This window comes from Marinibium conchae (assembly GCF_015595035.1).
Lineage (GTDB): Bacteria > Pseudomonadota > Gammaproteobacteria > Enterobacterales > Alteromonadaceae > Glaciecola.
In genome coordinates, this window is sequence record NZ_JADNRN010000001.1 from 1,170,536 (window position 1) to 1,186,791 (window position 16,256).

The 16,256-nt window shown below is 43.6% G+C and carries 12 protein-coding genes; 6 read left to right on the forward strand and 6 right to left on the reverse strand.

All coding sequences use genetic code 11. The features are described 5' to 3' along the window. Positions 1-12: 12 nt before the first annotated feature. The 5 genes from ISG33_RS04940 to ISG33_RS04960 all read right to left on the reverse strand — a co-directional run bounded on the left by ISG33_RS04940 (position 13) and on the right by ISG33_RS04960 (position 6,490). Positions 13-2,901, reverse strand: a complete 2,889-nt coding sequence (locus tag ISG33_RS04940; protein ID WP_195732402.1) for a M14 family metallopeptidase — start codon at positions 2,899-2,901, stop codon at positions 13-15. A 237-nt stretch (positions 2,902-3,138) separates the two neighbouring features. Further along, positions 3,139-3,663: a flavodoxin FldA gene (gene fldA, locus ISG33_RS04945; protein WP_195733043.1), complete on the reverse strand. Its 525-nt coding sequence runs from the start codon at positions 3,661-3,663 to the stop codon at positions 3,139-3,141. 32 nt (positions 3,664-3,695) lie between these two features. Next, positions 3,696-3,917, reverse strand: coding sequence for a DUF2788 domain-containing protein (locus ISG33_RS04950; protein WP_195732403.1), 222 nt, complete (start codon positions 3,915-3,917; stop codon positions 3,696-3,698). Positions 3,918-4,007: 90 nt separating this feature from the next. Continuing rightward, entirely contained in the window at positions 4,008-4,820 is an 813-nt protein-coding gene (locus tag ISG33_RS04955) for an alpha/beta fold hydrolase (RefSeq protein WP_195732404.1), read from the reverse strand. Between the two features lie 20 nt (positions 4,821-4,840). Beyond that, positions 4,841-6,490: an electron transfer flavoprotein-ubiquinone oxidoreductase gene (locus ISG33_RS04960; RefSeq protein WP_195732405.1), complete on the reverse strand. Its 1,650-nt coding sequence runs from the start codon at positions 6,488-6,490 to the stop codon at positions 4,841-4,843. Between the two features lie 244 nt (positions 6,491-6,734). Here ISG33_RS04960 and ISG33_RS04965 point away from each other — a divergent pair, with 244 nt between their 5' ends. Next, complete coding sequence (locus ISG33_RS04965; protein WP_195732406.1) at positions 6,735-7,493, forward strand: electron transfer flavoprotein subunit beta/FixA family protein; 759 nt, start codon at positions 6,735-6,737, stop codon at positions 7,491-7,493. Next, on the forward strand, positions 7,490-8,416 hold the full coding sequence (locus ISG33_RS04970) for an electron transfer flavoprotein subunit alpha/FixB family protein (RefSeq protein ID WP_195732407.1): 927 nt from the start codon (positions 7,490-7,492) through the stop codon (positions 8,414-8,416). The genes ISG33_RS04965 and ISG33_RS04970 overlap by 4 nt, the downstream gene beginning before the upstream one ends. A gap of 62 nt (positions 8,417-8,478) precedes the next feature. On the opposite strand, the gene moaE is transcribed toward ISG33_RS04970, so the two are convergent. Next, the gene (gene moaE, locus ISG33_RS04975) at positions 8,479-8,937 is read right to left on the reverse strand and encodes a molybdopterin synthase catalytic subunit MoaE (protein WP_195732408.1); all 459 of its coding nucleotides are present in this window, start codon (positions 8,935-8,937) and stop codon (positions 8,479-8,481) included. Positions 8,938-9,057: 120 nt separating this feature from the next. On the opposite strand from moaE, the gene ISG33_RS04980 reads away from it, so the two are divergent. The 4 genes from ISG33_RS04980 to ISG33_RS04995 all read left to right on the forward strand — a co-directional run bounded on the left by ISG33_RS04980 (position 9,058) and on the right by ISG33_RS04995 (position 16,254). After that, positions 9,058-9,789 (forward strand): CPBP family glutamic-type intramembrane protease, encoded by a 732-nt coding sequence (locus ISG33_RS04980; protein ID WP_195732409.1) that lies wholly within the window; start codon positions 9,058-9,060, stop codon positions 9,787-9,789. A 120-nt stretch (positions 9,790-9,909) separates the two neighbouring features. After that, complete coding sequence (locus ISG33_RS04985) at positions 9,910-11,124, forward strand: efflux RND transporter periplasmic adaptor subunit (protein ID WP_195732410.1); 1,215 nt, start codon at positions 9,910-9,912, stop codon at positions 11,122-11,124. Beyond that, positions 11,121-14,264, forward strand: coding sequence for an efflux RND transporter permease subunit (locus tag ISG33_RS04990; RefSeq protein WP_195732411.1), 3,144 nt, complete (start codon positions 11,121-11,123; stop codon positions 14,262-14,264). Before ISG33_RS04985 ends, ISG33_RS04990 begins: the two co-directional genes overlap by 4 nt. Positions 14,265-14,451: 187 nt before the next feature. Further along, positions 14,452-16,254 (forward strand): acyl-CoA dehydrogenase, encoded by a 1,803-nt coding sequence (locus ISG33_RS04995; RefSeq protein ID WP_195732412.1) that lies wholly within the window; start codon positions 14,452-14,454, stop codon positions 16,252-16,254. Positions 16,255-16,256: the final 2 nt, after the last annotated feature.

The following is a 16,256-nucleotide window of genomic DNA, read 5'->3' on the forward strand; positions in this document are numbered from 1 at the left end:
TCGTGCTACTCATTACAAGTCTATATTTGCTCTGGTCCCCATGCCCGGTCCATACACAATAGCATTTAATAATAAGCGATTTGTGCCTAGCGTAGCCCCTCTGAAAACAGGTTCGCCAGAGAACATAATAACTTGGCCATTCCCCATTCTTTCGCGAGTGAGGTAGGCTGAGTTTGCGATCCTTTGAGCGGCTTCTGGCCATAACAAACCACTCATTCTAACTTTCAACTCACTATCTTCCGGTAGCGTATACCATGCTATTGCCTTGTCCTTCTCGTCGTCGTCTTTTTTGGCTGATTTTTTAGCAGGCTTTTTGTCCGCATATACACCCACAGTAACCACAGCTTCAGCGTTTTCTGGCACAATTAAAACAGGCTGGCGACCATATAATAAGGGCAGAGTTTCATTTGTTCCAAAGGTTAGCCAATGCTCTTGGTCTGCGCTACCCGATACCATTGCACCTGCAGGCATGAACATTTTTTGCCAATCGTTGCGTTTCTTTAATTCCTCTTTGCTTAAGCGTTTCGGTGCATCGTCCCACGGGTAGGCAACATCTGTTTGTAATGCTGAAGAATAAACCTCTTGCATGTTTTTTACAGGCTCGCTAGCTAATAAACGTCGCTGTAACGCAATGTCATATTTTTCGGCGTCTTCCAAAATGTTGTCGAGTAACTTCACTCGTGTTTTATCTTTAGATGCAAGGGCTTGCGTTGCCCCCTCATGAGTTATCAAGGTGCCACCTTGTTCTACCCAAGTCTTAAGCGCATTGGCATTGGCATCTGAAACTCTCCATGCAGATGGCATCACAATTACATTATATCGACGAAGATCGGTACGTGATAAGGCAGATGAGTCCAATTGAGAATGACGTATACCCAGATGAGTATCAATACTCCACCACGTCGCCCCAACATCATTAGCGCTCGTACCGGCTTGGCCTAAAATAGCTAATTGAGGCTTAGCAAGAAGCTGAAAGTGATCACCTCCCCATTCTGGCATATCACCTGTGCCATAACCCGTGTTAATGTTCCTAATCGACAACTGACTTTCTTTAGCCGTGGTGTTCAACAAATCAATTAAGTTTTCGTTATTGCGGTTGTCTGTAATAGTCACTACAACCGAACCACGAGCTAAATCGACCGCACCAAGTTGAGTCGCTTTGTCGATAACTCGCACTTGCACACCGCGCTCCATTAGACGAGCCGCAAAACCAACAGAGGCGTCATCATCACCATTCACAGCCCAAGCAATGGCTTTGTCGTCGGCAAGTTCTAAATTAAGTGTGGGCTCTGAATACGGACTAATGTTAGTGCTAATGTGTTGAGCAACCGTGAATGCTTCAAGACCATACATCATCGTAAGATTCCATGCCGATGTGTCGTACATTATCGACTGGCCCTCACGAAGGATTTTTTGACGCTCCTGTTCAAGGGTCTCAGGTAAAATTTGGGCATCAAATTCCATAATAGCAGCGAGCAATCGTGCTTCAGGTTGACGATTTGGAATAATCAAGCTGCCTTTCTTGATGGTGGCCGTGCCGATATCGCCCAAATGGTTTTTTGCTTTTTTAACTGTGAACTCTTTATCCGCGGTATATATCTCGATATCTTGCGCTTGTAGCTTACTCACTAAGGTCGCTAAACGCGATTTATTACCATTTGCTTGCACAACAAATGTTCTATTTGCATAGGGGCTATCTTTTTTGAGTAAGGACTTTCGGTCTTCCCAGTAGTCTTTGTACATTGCCTTACTGTGTTTTTGTAAGGACTGTAAATTTGCAATAGTGCTTACAAATTGATGATGAACTGATTCTTTATATGTCTGAATAGTGCCCTCTGGTCGACGAACGCCATCTTCAGCCATTCGAGATTGTTCATACAAGATATGCATAGAGCCTCTGTACTCAGCATAATTTGAATAGCCGGGGTACCAATTTTCAAACCATTCACCGGTATAATAGCGCCAGCCTTTTTCGTCAAAAGCGGCACCTTGGTCTAAGGAAAATGTTTGTGCCCATTTTTGAACACTGGGTGCAATATTAAAGTTTAAGGGTTGTCTTGGTGGTCCCATCAGGTAAGTATCCTGTGGTCCCATCTCATGGCCGTCAATCATCAATTGTGGCCGCCACTTGTTAATAAGTTCTACTCTGCCAATGGTTTCTGGTTGAGTTAAATAGAAAAAGTCTCGATTTAGGTCGAAAAAATAATGGTTAGTTCTTCCATAAGGCCAGTCACCACGATGCAGTAAAGCCTGATCGTCGACGTTTGGAGCAGTGCCTCGATACTGTTCCAAAGACTTGGCAAAACGATCTCGGCCATCTGGATTCATTATTGGGTCAATGACAACGATCATGTCGTCTAGCATGGACTTAACGTCGGCGTCTGTCGAGGCAGCATAGTGATATATTGAGGTTAAAGCAGCATCGGCTCCAGAAGTTTCATTACCATGAATGGAGTAAGCCATCCAAGCGATTGCAGGGAGTTTTTCTATTATCTGTTGTGCTTGTGAATCAGATGTTTTACGAGGGTCGGAGAGGGCGGCTAACTGTTCAAGTACCTCATCCATTCGAGCAAGATTTTCCGGACTTGAGATAAAAACTGCGTGAAGTGGACGACCTTCATGACTTTTCGCATATTCCAATACCTTTAGCCGCTTACTTTGCGTTTTCCATGTGTTTATCGACTCAGTAATTTGCGCTGGAGTAGCGACTCGATAGCCTATTGGGAAACCAAGTATCTCATCAGGGGGAGTCATACTGTCATCGTAAGAACCGAACAGCAGTTGCTCTTGATAATCAAGCTCGGGGTTGTAAGTTGGTTTCATGAGTAAACCGGCCTGAACCGAGCCCACAGATAAAGCCAGTAATCCTGCACATACCGCAATACTTATACGCTTTCGCATAGAGAGTCCTTTTGTCGTTATTATTAGTTTTTTGAGTAGTGTGCGCTAAAACGAGGCGTGAATACAAGTGTTAGAGCAAAGTCGAAGGCGATGACTTGTAACAAAATGTGGATGATTGAGATTTTAACCAGCGCAAAAAAAAACGCTGCCTTTATACGAGCAACGTTTTCACTGTTTTTACTTCAGGCTGTTAAAGCACTTAAAATCACCAAAGCACTTAACACCAAGCAAGCATGTTTATGCTAGTTCGGCCAGACACATCTCTTCATTTATTTGCTTGCACCAGGCTTTCACTCTGCTTTCGGTTAGCTCAGGTTGACGGTCTTCATCAATTCCTAAGCCGACAAAATGGTCGTCGTCGGCCATGCCTTTAGACGCTTCAAAATCATAACTTTCGGTAGGCCATTGCCCAATTAGTATGGCACCTTTTGGTTCGACGATGTCTCGGATCATACCCATCGCGTCGAGGAAGTATTCAGCGTAGTCTTCTTGGTCGCCACAACCAAAAATAGCGACAAGTTTGTCCTCGAAGTCTATTTCTTCTAAATCAGGGAAAAAATCGTCCCAGTCGCATTGAGCTTCGCCATAGTACCAAGTAGGAATACCGAAAATAAGCAGGTCAAATTCAGCGATATCTTCTTTTGAGCTTTTGGCTATATCTTTTACATCAATGAGTTGTTTGCCCAGTTCTTTCTGGATCATTTTCGCGATGTGTTCAGTATTACCAGTATCGCTCCCAAAAAATAGTCCAACAGTAGCCATCATTCACCTCTAAATCACTAACAAATTACCAACTATGACACGCCGCTGGCAGAATAAAATACTTGAATTACACCTTTTGCAACGAAGCCGGCCGCGCCTAAACCAAGAACGCCGTATGCAACGACTTTCCCGATCAAGGGAACGTTGTTCTTTTTCAATACGTCGTGTATTGCTAAACCCAACAATATGAACAACACGACCAAGCTTAGATTCAACACAATCGCTTCGATATGTTGATAATTATCAGCGTTCATTTCGCTACCTCAGGCTTCATTTGTGCGCGGATATTATCACAAACGTACTGCTTTTTTGAAGCAAGTTAGCTGAATATTAAAGTATAAGTGTTACTTTTGCCTGCCAAGTAAAATGCGGGTTAACGAGGTGTTAACAAGCTGTGGTTTTTCAGCGTGCAACCAATGGCCAGCATCGACAATTCTGGCTTTTGCATTAGGAAATTGAGCAATGATGGCAGCTTGATGTTCGCTTGTAATGTAATCGCTTTTTTTTCCTTTGATAAAAGTAATGTCACCATCGAACAACTTGCCACTAAATGGCCAATCACTGAGTATCGGATAGTCACGCACTAGCAGTTCTAGATTAAATCGCCATTGCCATTGTTGGTCGTTATCCTGATATAAGCTTTTCATCAAGAATGACCTTGTGCCGCTGTCGACAACGTGTTCAGACAATTGCGCTAACGCTTCTTGTCGACTGTTCAGTTGAGCCAGTTTCACTGCGCTTAAACCATTGATAACATTATGATGCCGCGGCTCATAAGCAACAGGTGCAATATCCATAATGATCACCTTAATGAACATCTCAGGTGCTAGGCTTGCTGCTCGCATAGCTATCTTGCCGCCCAATGAATGCGCAATGAAAAAACATTGAGTAATATCATGATGAGTCATGGTTGTGATTAAGAGCTGCGCCCAATCGTCAAAAGAAAAATGTTGTGTCCTTGGCGATTTTCCGTGGTCGGGCAAATCAATGCTTACAACATGGTAATCAGCTTCAAAGTGGCGTCGAATAACCGCTAGATTATCACCGCTACCAAAGAGTCCATGAAGTAAAACGATTGACGGCGAATGCTGCGATGACTTTCTGTGTTCATCGCCGTGAGACTGAAGGTAGAGCAATGGCTCGAGAGCGTCTGACACTTATTGGTTACCTTTTCGGCTTACATATTTGGATAGTTAGGCCCGCCGGCACCTTCCGGTACTAGCCAATTAATATTTTGATTAGGGTCCTTGATATCACAGGTTTTACAATGAACACAGTTTTGAGCATTGATTTGCAAACGTTTGCCTTCGTCGTCGCTCTCAACTATTTCGTATACGCCAGCGGGGCAATAACGTTGAGCCGGTTCATCATATTTCGGCAAGTTAATGCTAATAGGAATACTCTTATCCTTTAGCACTAAATGGCAAGGCTGATCTTCTTCATGATTTGTGTTTGACAAAAATACACTAGACAATTTGTCGAAGCTCAATACGCCATCTGGTTTTGGATAGTCAAATTTTTTGCAGTCGGCAGCCAGTTTTAATGAAGCATGGTCGGGCGTCGAGTCACCGATGGTAAAGGGAAGCTTGCCACCAAAGATATTCTGATCAAGAGTGTTATAGGCGCCGCCCAAGAAGTTTCCAAATTTATGAATCGCAGCACCGAAATTCCTCGAACGATAAAGCTCATCGTAAAGCCAAGACTTCTTAAATGCTTCACTGTACTGAATAGGATCAATCGTTTCGGCACCCGTTTCACTCAACAGTTCGAATAGTGTTTCACCCGCCAAAATACCAGACTTCATCGCTGTATGATTTCCCTTGATCTTAGAAAAATTCAAGGTGCCAGCATCGCAACCCACTATAATTGCGCCTGGCATGGTCATTTTAGGCAATGATTGGAAACCACCTTTGGCGATTGCTCTTGCACCATAGGTCACGCGTTTACCGCCGTTGAGCGTATTGGCAATCACCGGGTGATGCTTCAATCGTTGAAATTCATCAAAGGGGCTCAAGTGAGGGTTTTCATAGTTTAAATCAACAATGAGACCTACAAAAACTTGATTGTTCTCTGCGTGGTATAAATAACTGCCACCGGTTGCATCGTTTAAGGGCCATCCAGCCGTGTGTACGACCAGTCCTTCTTGATGCTGCTGCGCTGGAATGTCCCAAATTTCTTTGAAGCCGATAGCGTAATGTTGTGGGGAAACGTCTTTATCTAAATCAAATTGTTGGATAAGTTGTTTACCCAAGTGACCACGGCAACCTTCGGCAAATACCGTATATTTCGCACTCAGAAGCATGCCTGGCATGTAGCCATCTTTTTCTTCGCCACTCTCACTAACGCCCATGTCGCCAGTAATCACACCACCAACACTGCCGTCTTCATTATAGTGTACTTGCGCTGCTGCAAAACCCGGGAAAACTTCCACTCCAAGCTGCTCAGCTTGTTCGGCGAGCCATCGGCACATGTTGGCCATGCTGGCTATATAGTTGCCCTCATTGTGCATGGTCTTGGGCGTAATAAAGTTGGGAAGCTTTGTTGAGATTGTTTCACTGTTGAGCAGATAAATATGATCTTCTGTGACTTTAGTTGTGAGTGGGGCACCCATCTCTTGCCAATTTGGAAACAATTCGTCGAGTGCGCGAGTTTCAAAAACGGCACCCGATAATATATGCGCGCCAACCTCAGAGCCCTTCTCTAGAAGGCAGACATTGAGTTCTTGACCTTTTTCATTGGCTAACTGCTTTAACTTTATCGCAGTAGAAAGACCTGAGGGCCCAGCTCCTACAACAACCACATCGAAATCCATGACTTCTCTTTCCACACTCGCCTCCGAAACAACTCTTACCAGTTATAGTGACATATTAATTAAAGGAATATTACAGCTTGTCAAAACATTGTAAAATTAAAAAACCATGAAACATGGATAAATCGTGAATACAGGTTGACGTTTACGTAAAGTGTAAGTAAATTTTGCGTCAACATGCAAATCTTGCTGCTATAGTTACCCGAACAGGTAACAAATGCGAATAGTATTTTTTTATTCAAAGCCCTAAATAGAGGTGATTATGAAAATTTTAGTTCCGGTAAAACGGGCGATAGACTATAACGTGAAAGTACGCGTTAAACCTGATAACTCAGGCGTAGACCTTAACAATGTCAAAATGGCAATCAATCCGTTTTGTGAAATTGCGGTTGAAGAAGCAATCAGACTAAAAGAAAAGGGGCTTGCAACTGAAGTTGTTGTCGTTTCAATTGGCGATAAAGCTTGCCAAGAGCAAATTCGAACAGGGTTAGCACTAGGAGCTGACCGTGGAATTCATATCGAAACTGATGTCGGTGCAGTAGTTGATTCACTGCAAGTCGCTAAGTTACTGCAAAAAGTTGTTGAAGCTGAAACTCCTGACCTCGTCATTCTTGGTAAACAGGCGATCGACTCAGACAATAATCAAACCGGTCAAATGCTTGCTGCACTCACTGGCATGCCACAAGGAACTTTCGCATCAGAAGTTGAGCTAACCGAGGGTTCGGTGAACGTTACTCGTGAAATTGATGGTGGCTTACAAACAGTGAAGTTAAGTCTTCCGGCAGTCGTGACTACTGATTTGCGCTTGAATGAGCCGCGTTACGCCTCTCTTCCAAACATTATGAAAGCCAAGCGCAAGCCTATCGACGTTAAGCCAGTGGCTGATTTTGGTGTAGAGATGACGTCTAAAGTAAGCATAGTGAAAGTAGAGGCACCCGCTCAACGCAGTGGCGGTGTTAAAGTGGCAGATGTTGCCGAGTTAGTAGGTAAACTAAAAAATGAAGCGAAGGTGATCTCATGAGTGTATTAGTATATGCGGAACACGATAACGAATCATTAAAGTCCGAAACCAACAAACTTATTACTGCCGCTTTAGGTGCTAGTGATGATGTTGTTGTACTTGTTGCTGGAGCCAATTGTGACTCTGTTGCACAAGCTGCGAGCAAAGTGAGCGGTGTAAGCAAAGTACTTGTTGCTGATAATGTCGCTTACGAGCATCAACTTCCAGAGAACCTTGCAGAGTTGGTACTTGAACTGTCTGCTGACTACTCTCACATATTTGCGGCTGCCACGACTACGGGCAAAAACTTTATGCCGAGAGTCGCTGCTTTACTTGATGTTGCTCAGATTTCAGACATTATTAAGGTTGAGTCGGAAGATACTTTTGTTCGTCCAATTTACGCCGGCAATGCTATTGCGACTGTAAAAAGTGCTGATACTAAGAAGGTAGTTACCGTTCGAGCTGCATCTTTCGATGCTGCAGCGAATGAAGGGAGCGCAGCGATAGAAGCCGTAGCATTAGTAAAGGAGTCTGCTACTTCAAGTTTTGTGTCGGCTGAGTTAACCGAGTCTGAGCGACCTGAATTAACCGCTGCTGACGTTATTATTTCTGGCGGACGCGGTATGCAAAACGGGGAAAACTTCGCGTTGCTTAATGGTATTGCCGACAAATTAGGTGCTGCAATTGGTGCCTCACGTGCAGCCGTTGATGCTGGTTTTGTACCAAACGATATGCAAGTGGGCCAAACAGGTAAAATAGTTGCGCCACAATTATATATCGCAGTAGGTATTTCTGGTGCGATACAGCATTTGGCGGGTATGAAAGACAGCAAGGTAATTGTTGCTATTAACAAGGATGAGGAAGCCCCCATATTTTCTGTGGCTGATTATGGATTGGTCGGAGATTTGTTTGATGTATTGCCAGAGTTAGAAGCTGCTTTGTAATAATTACTGCAGCATCTGCTGACTGATGAGACGAAGGCCGGTGTGAACTGGCCTTTTTTATTTCAGTCCCACGCCTTTGCAGCCTCATGGTCTGAGACTTTTGCATCAACCCATCTTGCTTCGTCTGCCGACGATTCTTTTTTCCAGAATGGAGCCTCTTTTTTTAAATAGTCCATGATAAACATTGCGGCCTGAAAAGCTGACTTGCGATGCTTACTGCTTACGCCAACGAACACAATTTGCTCGTCGGGGTGCAAGGTACCAACACGATGAATGAGGGTGATGGCACCCAGTGTCCAACGTTCCCGTGCTTTGTTACAGATGTTCTGAAGGCTTTTTTCGGTCATTTCAGGGTAATGCTCTAGTGTCATGCTGACCAAGTTACCAATATCTGACTGTTCACGTACAATGCCCGAAAATGTCACAATGGCGCCATCAGAATTCGCGCCGCGGCGTATAGCTGCATATTCATCTTTTATACAAAAATCATCTTCTTGCACTATAATACGAGTTGCGTTCATTACTAATGATTATCCCTGTATGACTGACAGTCGTAAAACACGCTATTCAACGTTGAGCTTATCGTTTTGACGGCTTTTTCGCAAGATGGGCTAGCAAAGCCAAGAGCAAGTTTCCTTTACTTGGAATTAATTATCATTTTTGTGTTGCTACCTGTTTCTTTGTCGCTGTCTTTGCCTATCTACGTTAAATTAGGCGCAGTGCTGCTAGCAGTAAGTTACGTGCTTATCGTTGTAGCAAAAACAGCCATGCATGCCTATGGAACAGCTGTATTATCAAATGGTCTTGATGAGCCAAGCACTGAGTCATTGTTTTCGAGGCCATTTAGGAAGGGAGGTGTCAGCTTCCCTTTCATGGTGCTAAAGCGGGTTCTAGTGCTTTTTTCAGTATTTGCGCTTATCAGTACACTTTTTGTCGCCATTTATCTTCCCAGTAAGCTCTTTATCGTTGTTAGTCAGGCTCCTATGATGTGGATAGCTATTATTTTTGTGTACGTTTTATTATCGGTGCTGCCCCAAGAGGGACTTTATCGAGTTTTCTTTTTCAGACGCTATAGGTCCTTATTTTTTGGAGAGCAACACGTAAATAAAACTAAGCGCCTATTTGCTAAAGAGAATGTTATTTTTGTCACTGTGAATGCGCTGCTTTTTTCACTAGCTCATTTATTCTTCTTCAATATCATAGTATTGCTGCTAACCTTTTGTGGAGGTGTGCTATTTGCAAGCACCTATTTACAGTCATATAAATACCGGAGTGCTTATCTTATAATCTGCATAGAACATGCTTGTTATGGCTTATGGTTATTTACTGTTGGTTTAGGAGAAATGTTGGCCTTTCCAATGCCAAGCGATTAAAAGCAAGCATCCTGACACATCTAGCAACAATTTAGCGTCAATGACCTTGTAAACTATTTACATATTGGCCGTACAATGAGCTCATTAACAAGCTTTCAACTATATCTAAAGGGTTTTTTCATGGCGAGTGGTTTTAAAAAAGCGGGTATCCCGATCTTCATCTTAATTGGCGCTATCGTCATTATGGTTTCGTTGGGCAGCATGAAGAAACAGCCTGAAAAAGAAGAACAGATTGAAAAAGACTTTTTGGTCGATGCTAAACCTTTAGAATTTGGCAATGTAGAGTTTTTGGTATATTCGCAAGGTTCAGTTCAACCAAAAAATCAAACTATGCTTAGCACCCAAGTAAGCGGGCGAGTGATCATGGTTGCAGAAAATTTTGTTGAAGGTGGCTTCTTTAAAAAAGGGGACATTCTCGTTCAGCTTGAGGACGATGATTATCAAACCGATTTACTGTTAGCAGAAGCTGAACTGGCGAGGGCTCAGGCATCCTTAGACGAAGAAAAAGCAAGGGGCGAGGTAGCTGCGCAAGAATGGCGTTCATTCAATAAAGGTAGCGCACCTGAATTAGGCTTGCGCAAACCGCAGCTTGCACGAGAACAAGCAACGGTTAAGGCAGCACAGGCCAGCCTGCAAAGAGCTAAACGTAATTTAGAACGCACCAATATTCGCGCTCCTTATGATGGCTTGGTTAAGAGTCGCAACGTTGATCTTGGCCAATTTGTTGGCTTAGGTGCTCAATTAGGGGAGGTCTTTTCTACCGATGTTGCCGAAGTGCGATTGCCGTTGACCGATGATGATGTCGCTTTTCTTGATGACTTGAAGGCAAACAAGCCGACAGTGACCTTGTCAACTGACGTGGCGGGAAAAGAAGTTCAATGGCAGGGTTCGCTCGTGCGCGACGAAGCAATACTTGATGGTCGAAGTCGAGTTATATACGGTGTTGTTGAGGTCAACGACCCTTATCAATTGCTAGTTCCTGATGAGCAGAGAGGTGAAGAACTTCGTTTTGGGCGTTTTGTAAAGGCAGAAATTACTGGAGTGAATGCATCAAATATTGTTGTACTCCCGCGTAATGTATTGCGACTCGATGGAACAGTATTGACTGTTGATGAGAATAAACAAATCAACATTAATTTCGTATCAGTGCAAAGAGCCGACGAGAATTTTATATACATTAATGATGGCTTCAACCCTGAACACAAAGTGGTAATGAGTGCTGTTCCAAACCCATATAATGGGATGCCGGTGAGATTTCTTGGTGATGAGGATACAAGCCCACCAAGCGGCATCGAAACGCGCGATAATAGTAATGATATTGAGGTGAAGCAATGAGTGATCAAGCAAATATTGATACTAACAGCGGCATTATTGCATGGTTTGCTCGAAATAGTGTGGCTGCTAACCTCCTTATGGCCATCATTATTCTTGGTGGTGTATTTGGTATTTTAAAAGTACAGAAGCAAGTATTCCCAGCGTTCGAAGTTAATCTTATTTCTGTCCAAGTGCCATACTTAGGTGCAGCCCCGCAAGAGGTCGAAGAAGGCGTTATTCTAAAGTTAGAAGAAGCGGTAAAAGATCTCGAAGGCATCAAAAAACTGAGCTCGACGGCAAGAGAAGGTGTTGGCTCTCTGAGTATTGAAGTAGCCGACGGTTACGATGTACAAACACTATTAGATGAAGTGAAAGTGCAAGTTGACGCTATTCCAAGCTTCCCTGGCAACACTGAAAAGCCCGTTGTGTACAGAATTAAATTTCCCCAAGATGTACTATGGGTATCAGTTTATGGCGACACCACCGAAAGAGAATTAAAACAATACACACAGGGAATTCGAGATGATATCGCTAATCTACCCGGTATTTCCGATGTATCGGTTGTGGGTGCGCGTGATTATGAAATTTCGGTTGAAATATCCGAGTTAAAGCTCCAAGAATATAACCTTACCTTCAACGAATTAGTGACTGCTATCCGTCAGTCTTCTATTGATCTTCCAGGTGGTTCAATACGTTCGGAAAACGGTGATATCCTTCTGCGAGCAAATGGTCAAGCATACAATGCATGGGATTTCGCTAAAGTCGTATTGATTAGCCGAGACGACGGTACGCGTTTATTGTTGGGCGACATTGCAACAATAAATGATGGTTTCATAGAAGATAACCAATACTCTCTCTTCGATGGTAAACCAGCGGTGAGTATAAGAGTACGTGCTGTGGGTGACCAAAATGCCCTACAAATATCTGAGTCAGTCAATGAGTATTTAGATAAAAAACGAAAAGAGATGCCTGCCAATATTCAAGCCGATACATGGGGAGATTCTTCGTTTTATCTTGCTGATCGCCTAAGTATGATGCTTAAAAATATGCTCGCTGGAGCCGCGCTTGTATTCATTGTCTTGTCTCTGTTTTTGCGTGTTAAGGTAGCCATGTGGGTAATGGTTGGCTTACCAGTTTGCTTTCTTGGCACCTTGATGTTTATGCCTACCGGTCCTGTGGATGTCTCGATTAATATGCTAAGTCTATTTGGCTTTATCCTCGTTCTTGGGATTGTTGTTGATGATGCCATCATTATGGGGGAGTCGGCCTACTCGGAAATCGATAGAAAGGGGCACAGTACCGACGCCGTCATAAGAGGCGTAAAACGAGTAGCGATGCCAGCAACCTTTGGTGTACTAACAACTATCGCAGCGTTCTCACCAATGTTGATGGTAAGCGGGCCTACCAGCGTTATTTGGAAGACCATCGGTTTGGTCGTTATCTTATGTCTTATATTTTCCTTAATTGAATCTAAACTCATCCTGCCAGCACATTTGGCACACATGAAATTGAAGCCTTATGACCCCAAAAAAGCCACTCGATTTCAACGTTTTAGAGATGTTTTCAGTGTCGGGATTAAGTCTTTTGTCAGCAACAAGTACCAGCCCTTTCTTCGCAAGGCTGTAAAATATAGGTATACCACACTAGCGTCTTTCATTGGCATGTTTATTGTCACTATAGGTCTGTTTAGCAGTGGTTTAGTAAAATGGCAGTTCTTCCCTTCGATACCTTCCGATTTTATGCAAGCAAGTGTTGAGTTGGAGCCGGGTTCATCAATTACCCAACGCGACCAAGCAATGAATGCGATGCTTGATGCGATGTATAAGATGAATGCCAACGTTACCGAAAGAACAGGTGATAGCCCAATTAAACATGCGATCGCCTTTGATAGCGGCACATTGGGAGGTGCTGTTTTTGTTGAGTTAAGTAAAGGCGAGACTCGCGAGCTCACAGACATCGAATTGCAAGATGAGTGGCGTGAGCTACTTCCTGAAATTCCAGGTGTGAAGAACTTTGAAATTGGGTCGGCAGGCGGTCCTGGCGGAGGTAACGGCCTAGACTTTGAATTTCGCTCGAATGATATTCTAGCGCTTGAAAACATCTCGAAGGAACTTCGCAGTTATCTTGGCGCATACGCGGGCATTACTGAAGTGACCGATTCATTTGCTGGCGGTAGCGATGAAATCAAACTAGCGCTCAAGCCTGAAGCAGAATCTTTGGGTCTCACATTATCGTCTCTCGCTCAGCAGGTTCGATACGGCTTCTATGGGGCAGAAGCCCAGCGGATTCAGCGCGATGATGAAGAAATAAAGGTAATGGTGCGCTATCCTAAAAATGAGCGTAATTCCATTGGTAACCTAGAAAATATGCGAGTACGTGCGCCCAATGGTGATGATATTCCTTTTCGCGAAGTGGCAGACATCGAGCTTGGCAAAGGATATTCCAATATCATTCGAGTTGATGGCTCTCGTTCAGTATCCGTGTCAGCTAAAGTTGATAGTGATGCGGTAGACACCCGCGATCTATTGATGGAAATACGGATGGAAGTTATCCCAGAAATGCTAGAGCGTTATCCCGCAGTTGAGTTTAGATTGCAAGGTAACTCCAAAGACGAGGAAGATGCTGTGATTTCACTTGCACAGGGCTTTCTTTTTGCTTTAATCGCGATATATGCGTTGATGGCTATTCCTTTGAAGTCATACTCACAACCATTGATTATTATGTCGGTTATCCCTTTCGGTATGGTCGGTGCGATCATAGGCCATTTGATTTTTGGTCAAGCCGTCAGCGTTTTGTCTATTTGCGGAATCATTGCCTTAGCTGGTGTAGTGGTAAACGACTCTCTTATCATGGTTGATTTCGTTAACAAGGCAAGGGCACAGGGATATAGCTTAATTGACGCCGTTCTTAAGTCAGGTAGTGAACGCTTTAGAGCCATTATACTTACTTCTTTAACTACCTTCATGGGATTGATGCCAATAGTCTTTGAACGTAGCTTACAAGCGCAAGTTGTCATACCTATGGCGATTTCACTGGCCTTCGGTATCTTGTTTGCAACGGTGATCACCTTGTTACTAATTCCTGCACTTTATCTAATTTTGGATGATTTCAAGAGTTTATTTAGACGCAAAAGACCATCAGTGGCCGCGGATACTGTATAGACATAGGAACGCTAGCTAGATAGTCGTTCAAGCTTTGTATTCAGTGCGCTTTTGTTTGTCTATTGATAATTATTATTGGTCGTATATAGCCACTTAATGGTTTGATGTAGCCAAGGATTAACAATAGTTTTGTGAGTTGAAGTAGGAGTATGTTTTACTTCAACTCATTGCATGGCGGAGAATACAAATGGCTGAAAAACTCATACCTGATTTAGAAATGCAATTCCAACTTTACGATGTTCTGAAAGCAGACGAACTCTGTCATTTCCCAAAATTTGAAGAGCATAGTAAAGATACTTTTTCGGCAACACTAGACACCGCAGAGAAAATTGCCACCGATCTCTTTCTACCTCATAATCACATCGCTGATAAGAACGAGCCAAGTTTCGACGGTGAAAAGGTAAGCATGATCCCTGAGGTGAAAATAGCTTACGATGCGTTTTGTGAAGCGGGATTTATTGCGGGGCGCTACAGCTTTGAAGACGGTGGCATGCAATTACCTGAAGTTGTCATGACCGCCGCATCGGCCTACTTTATGGCCGCAAATCCATCAACAACCTCTTATCCATTTCTCACGGCTGCTGCGGCAAACGTGATCAACCATTTCGCATCGAGTGAATTAAAAGCGCAGTTTATGCCGCGCATGTTAACTGGTGAATTCACTGGCACAATGGCACTTACCGAGCCTCATGCAGGTTCATCCCTAGCCGACATTACCACTACTGCAACAAAGCACAGCGACGGAAATTACAGACTAAAAGGAAGTAAAATCTATATATCCGGCGGTGAGCACGAGTTGTCTAGTAATATCATTCACTTAGTGCTTGCCAAAATACCGGGCGGTCCTGAGGGCGTTAAAGGGATATCTTTGTTTGTAGTGCCAAAATACCGTCTGGATGAAAACTCAGCACCGAGCACTCGAAATGATGTTCAATTAGCTGGCCTTTTGCATAAGTTGGGCTATAGAGGGACCACATCAACAGCACTTACATTTGGTGAAAATGATGATTGCCATGGCTACCTAGTTGGTGAAGAGCATCACGGTTTGCGCTATATGTTCATGATGATGAATGAGGCTCGAATAGGTGTTGGTTTCGGTGCTGCAATGATCGGCTATAGAGGTTACCAATACTCATTGGAATATGCCAAAGATAGAACCCAAGGTCGAAACTCAGAACATAGCGAGCCTAACAAGCCGGCGCCAATTATCCTTCATGGTGACGTGAAGCGCATGTTACTTGCACAAAAAGCATACAGTGAAGGCGGTATGGCCTTATGTATGTATGGCTCTCACCTCATTGATCGCATTGCCGTTTGTGAAGACAACAATGAGTCTAAGGCACTGCAAGAGCTATTGGATTTACTTACCCCTGTATTTAAAGCATGGCCATCAGAGTATGGACCCAAAGCAAATGATTTGGGTATTCAAGTGTTGGGCGGCTCAGGTTATACCCGTGAGTACTATTCCGAACAGTTTTGGCGCGATAATCGTTTAAACCCAATCCATGAAGGCACTAACGGGATTCAAGCGCTGGATTTGTCATTCAGAAAGTTATGGCAAAAGGGCGGATTAGGCTTACAGGTGCTTCAACGTGAAATTCAACAGGATTTGTCGAAAGTCAGTGGGCCGCGAGCGAAAGCAATGGCGGCATCATTGGGCCATTACCTTCAAGAGTTGCATCAGTTATTACCTGCAATTGCTGAGGCAATACAGGGAGATGGACAGAAAACGCTTCTAGCAAACGCACAAGCGCTAATGAATGTCTTTTCGCAGATTGTAGTGAGCTGGATTTGGATACGGCAGGCAATCGTTGCCGAAACAAAACTTCAATCCAATAGTGCTACTGAAAAAGAGAAGGCTTTCTACGAAGGAAAACTACAAGCAGCTGATTACTTTATCTCGTGGGAGCTTCCAACTATTAAGAGAGATATCGAATTGTTAAAAACAAATAATAGTGTATGCGCAAACATGCAAGCAGACTGGTTCTAAGG

Excerpts from the sequence above, each read along its gene's own strand:
- ISG33_RS04940 (WP_195732402.1), bottom strand. The coding sequence starts at position 2,901 with ATGCGAAAGCGTATAAGTATTGCGGTATGTGCAGGATTACTGGCTTTA.
- ISG33_RS04950 (WP_195732403.1), bottom strand. The coding sequence starts at position 3,917 with ATGAACGCTGATAATTATCAACATATCGAAGCGATTGTGTTGAATCTA.
- ISG33_RS04990 (WP_195732411.1), top strand. The coding sequence starts at position 11,121 with ATGAGTGATCAAGCAAATATTGATACTAACAGCGGCATTATTGCATGG.
- fldA (WP_195733043.1), bottom strand. The coding sequence starts at position 3,663 with ATGGCTACTGTTGGACTATTTTTTGGGAGCGATACTGGTAATACTGAA.
- moaE (WP_195732408.1), bottom strand. The coding sequence starts at position 8,937 with ATGAACGCAACTCGTATTATAGTGCAAGAAGATGATTTTTGTATAAAA.
- ISG33_RS04970 (WP_195732407.1), top strand. The coding sequence starts at position 7,490 with ATGAGTGTATTAGTATATGCGGAACACGATAACGAATCATTAAAGTCC.
- ISG33_RS04965 (WP_195732406.1), top strand. The coding sequence starts at position 6,735 with ATGAAAATTTTAGTTCCGGTAAAACGGGCGATAGACTATAACGTGAAA.
- ISG33_RS04995 (WP_195732412.1), top strand. The coding sequence starts at position 14,452 with ATGGCTGAAAAACTCATACCTGATTTAGAAATGCAATTCCAACTTTAC.
- ISG33_RS04985 (WP_195732410.1), top strand. The coding sequence starts at position 9,910 with ATGGCGAGTGGTTTTAAAAAAGCGGGTATCCCGATCTTCATCTTAATT.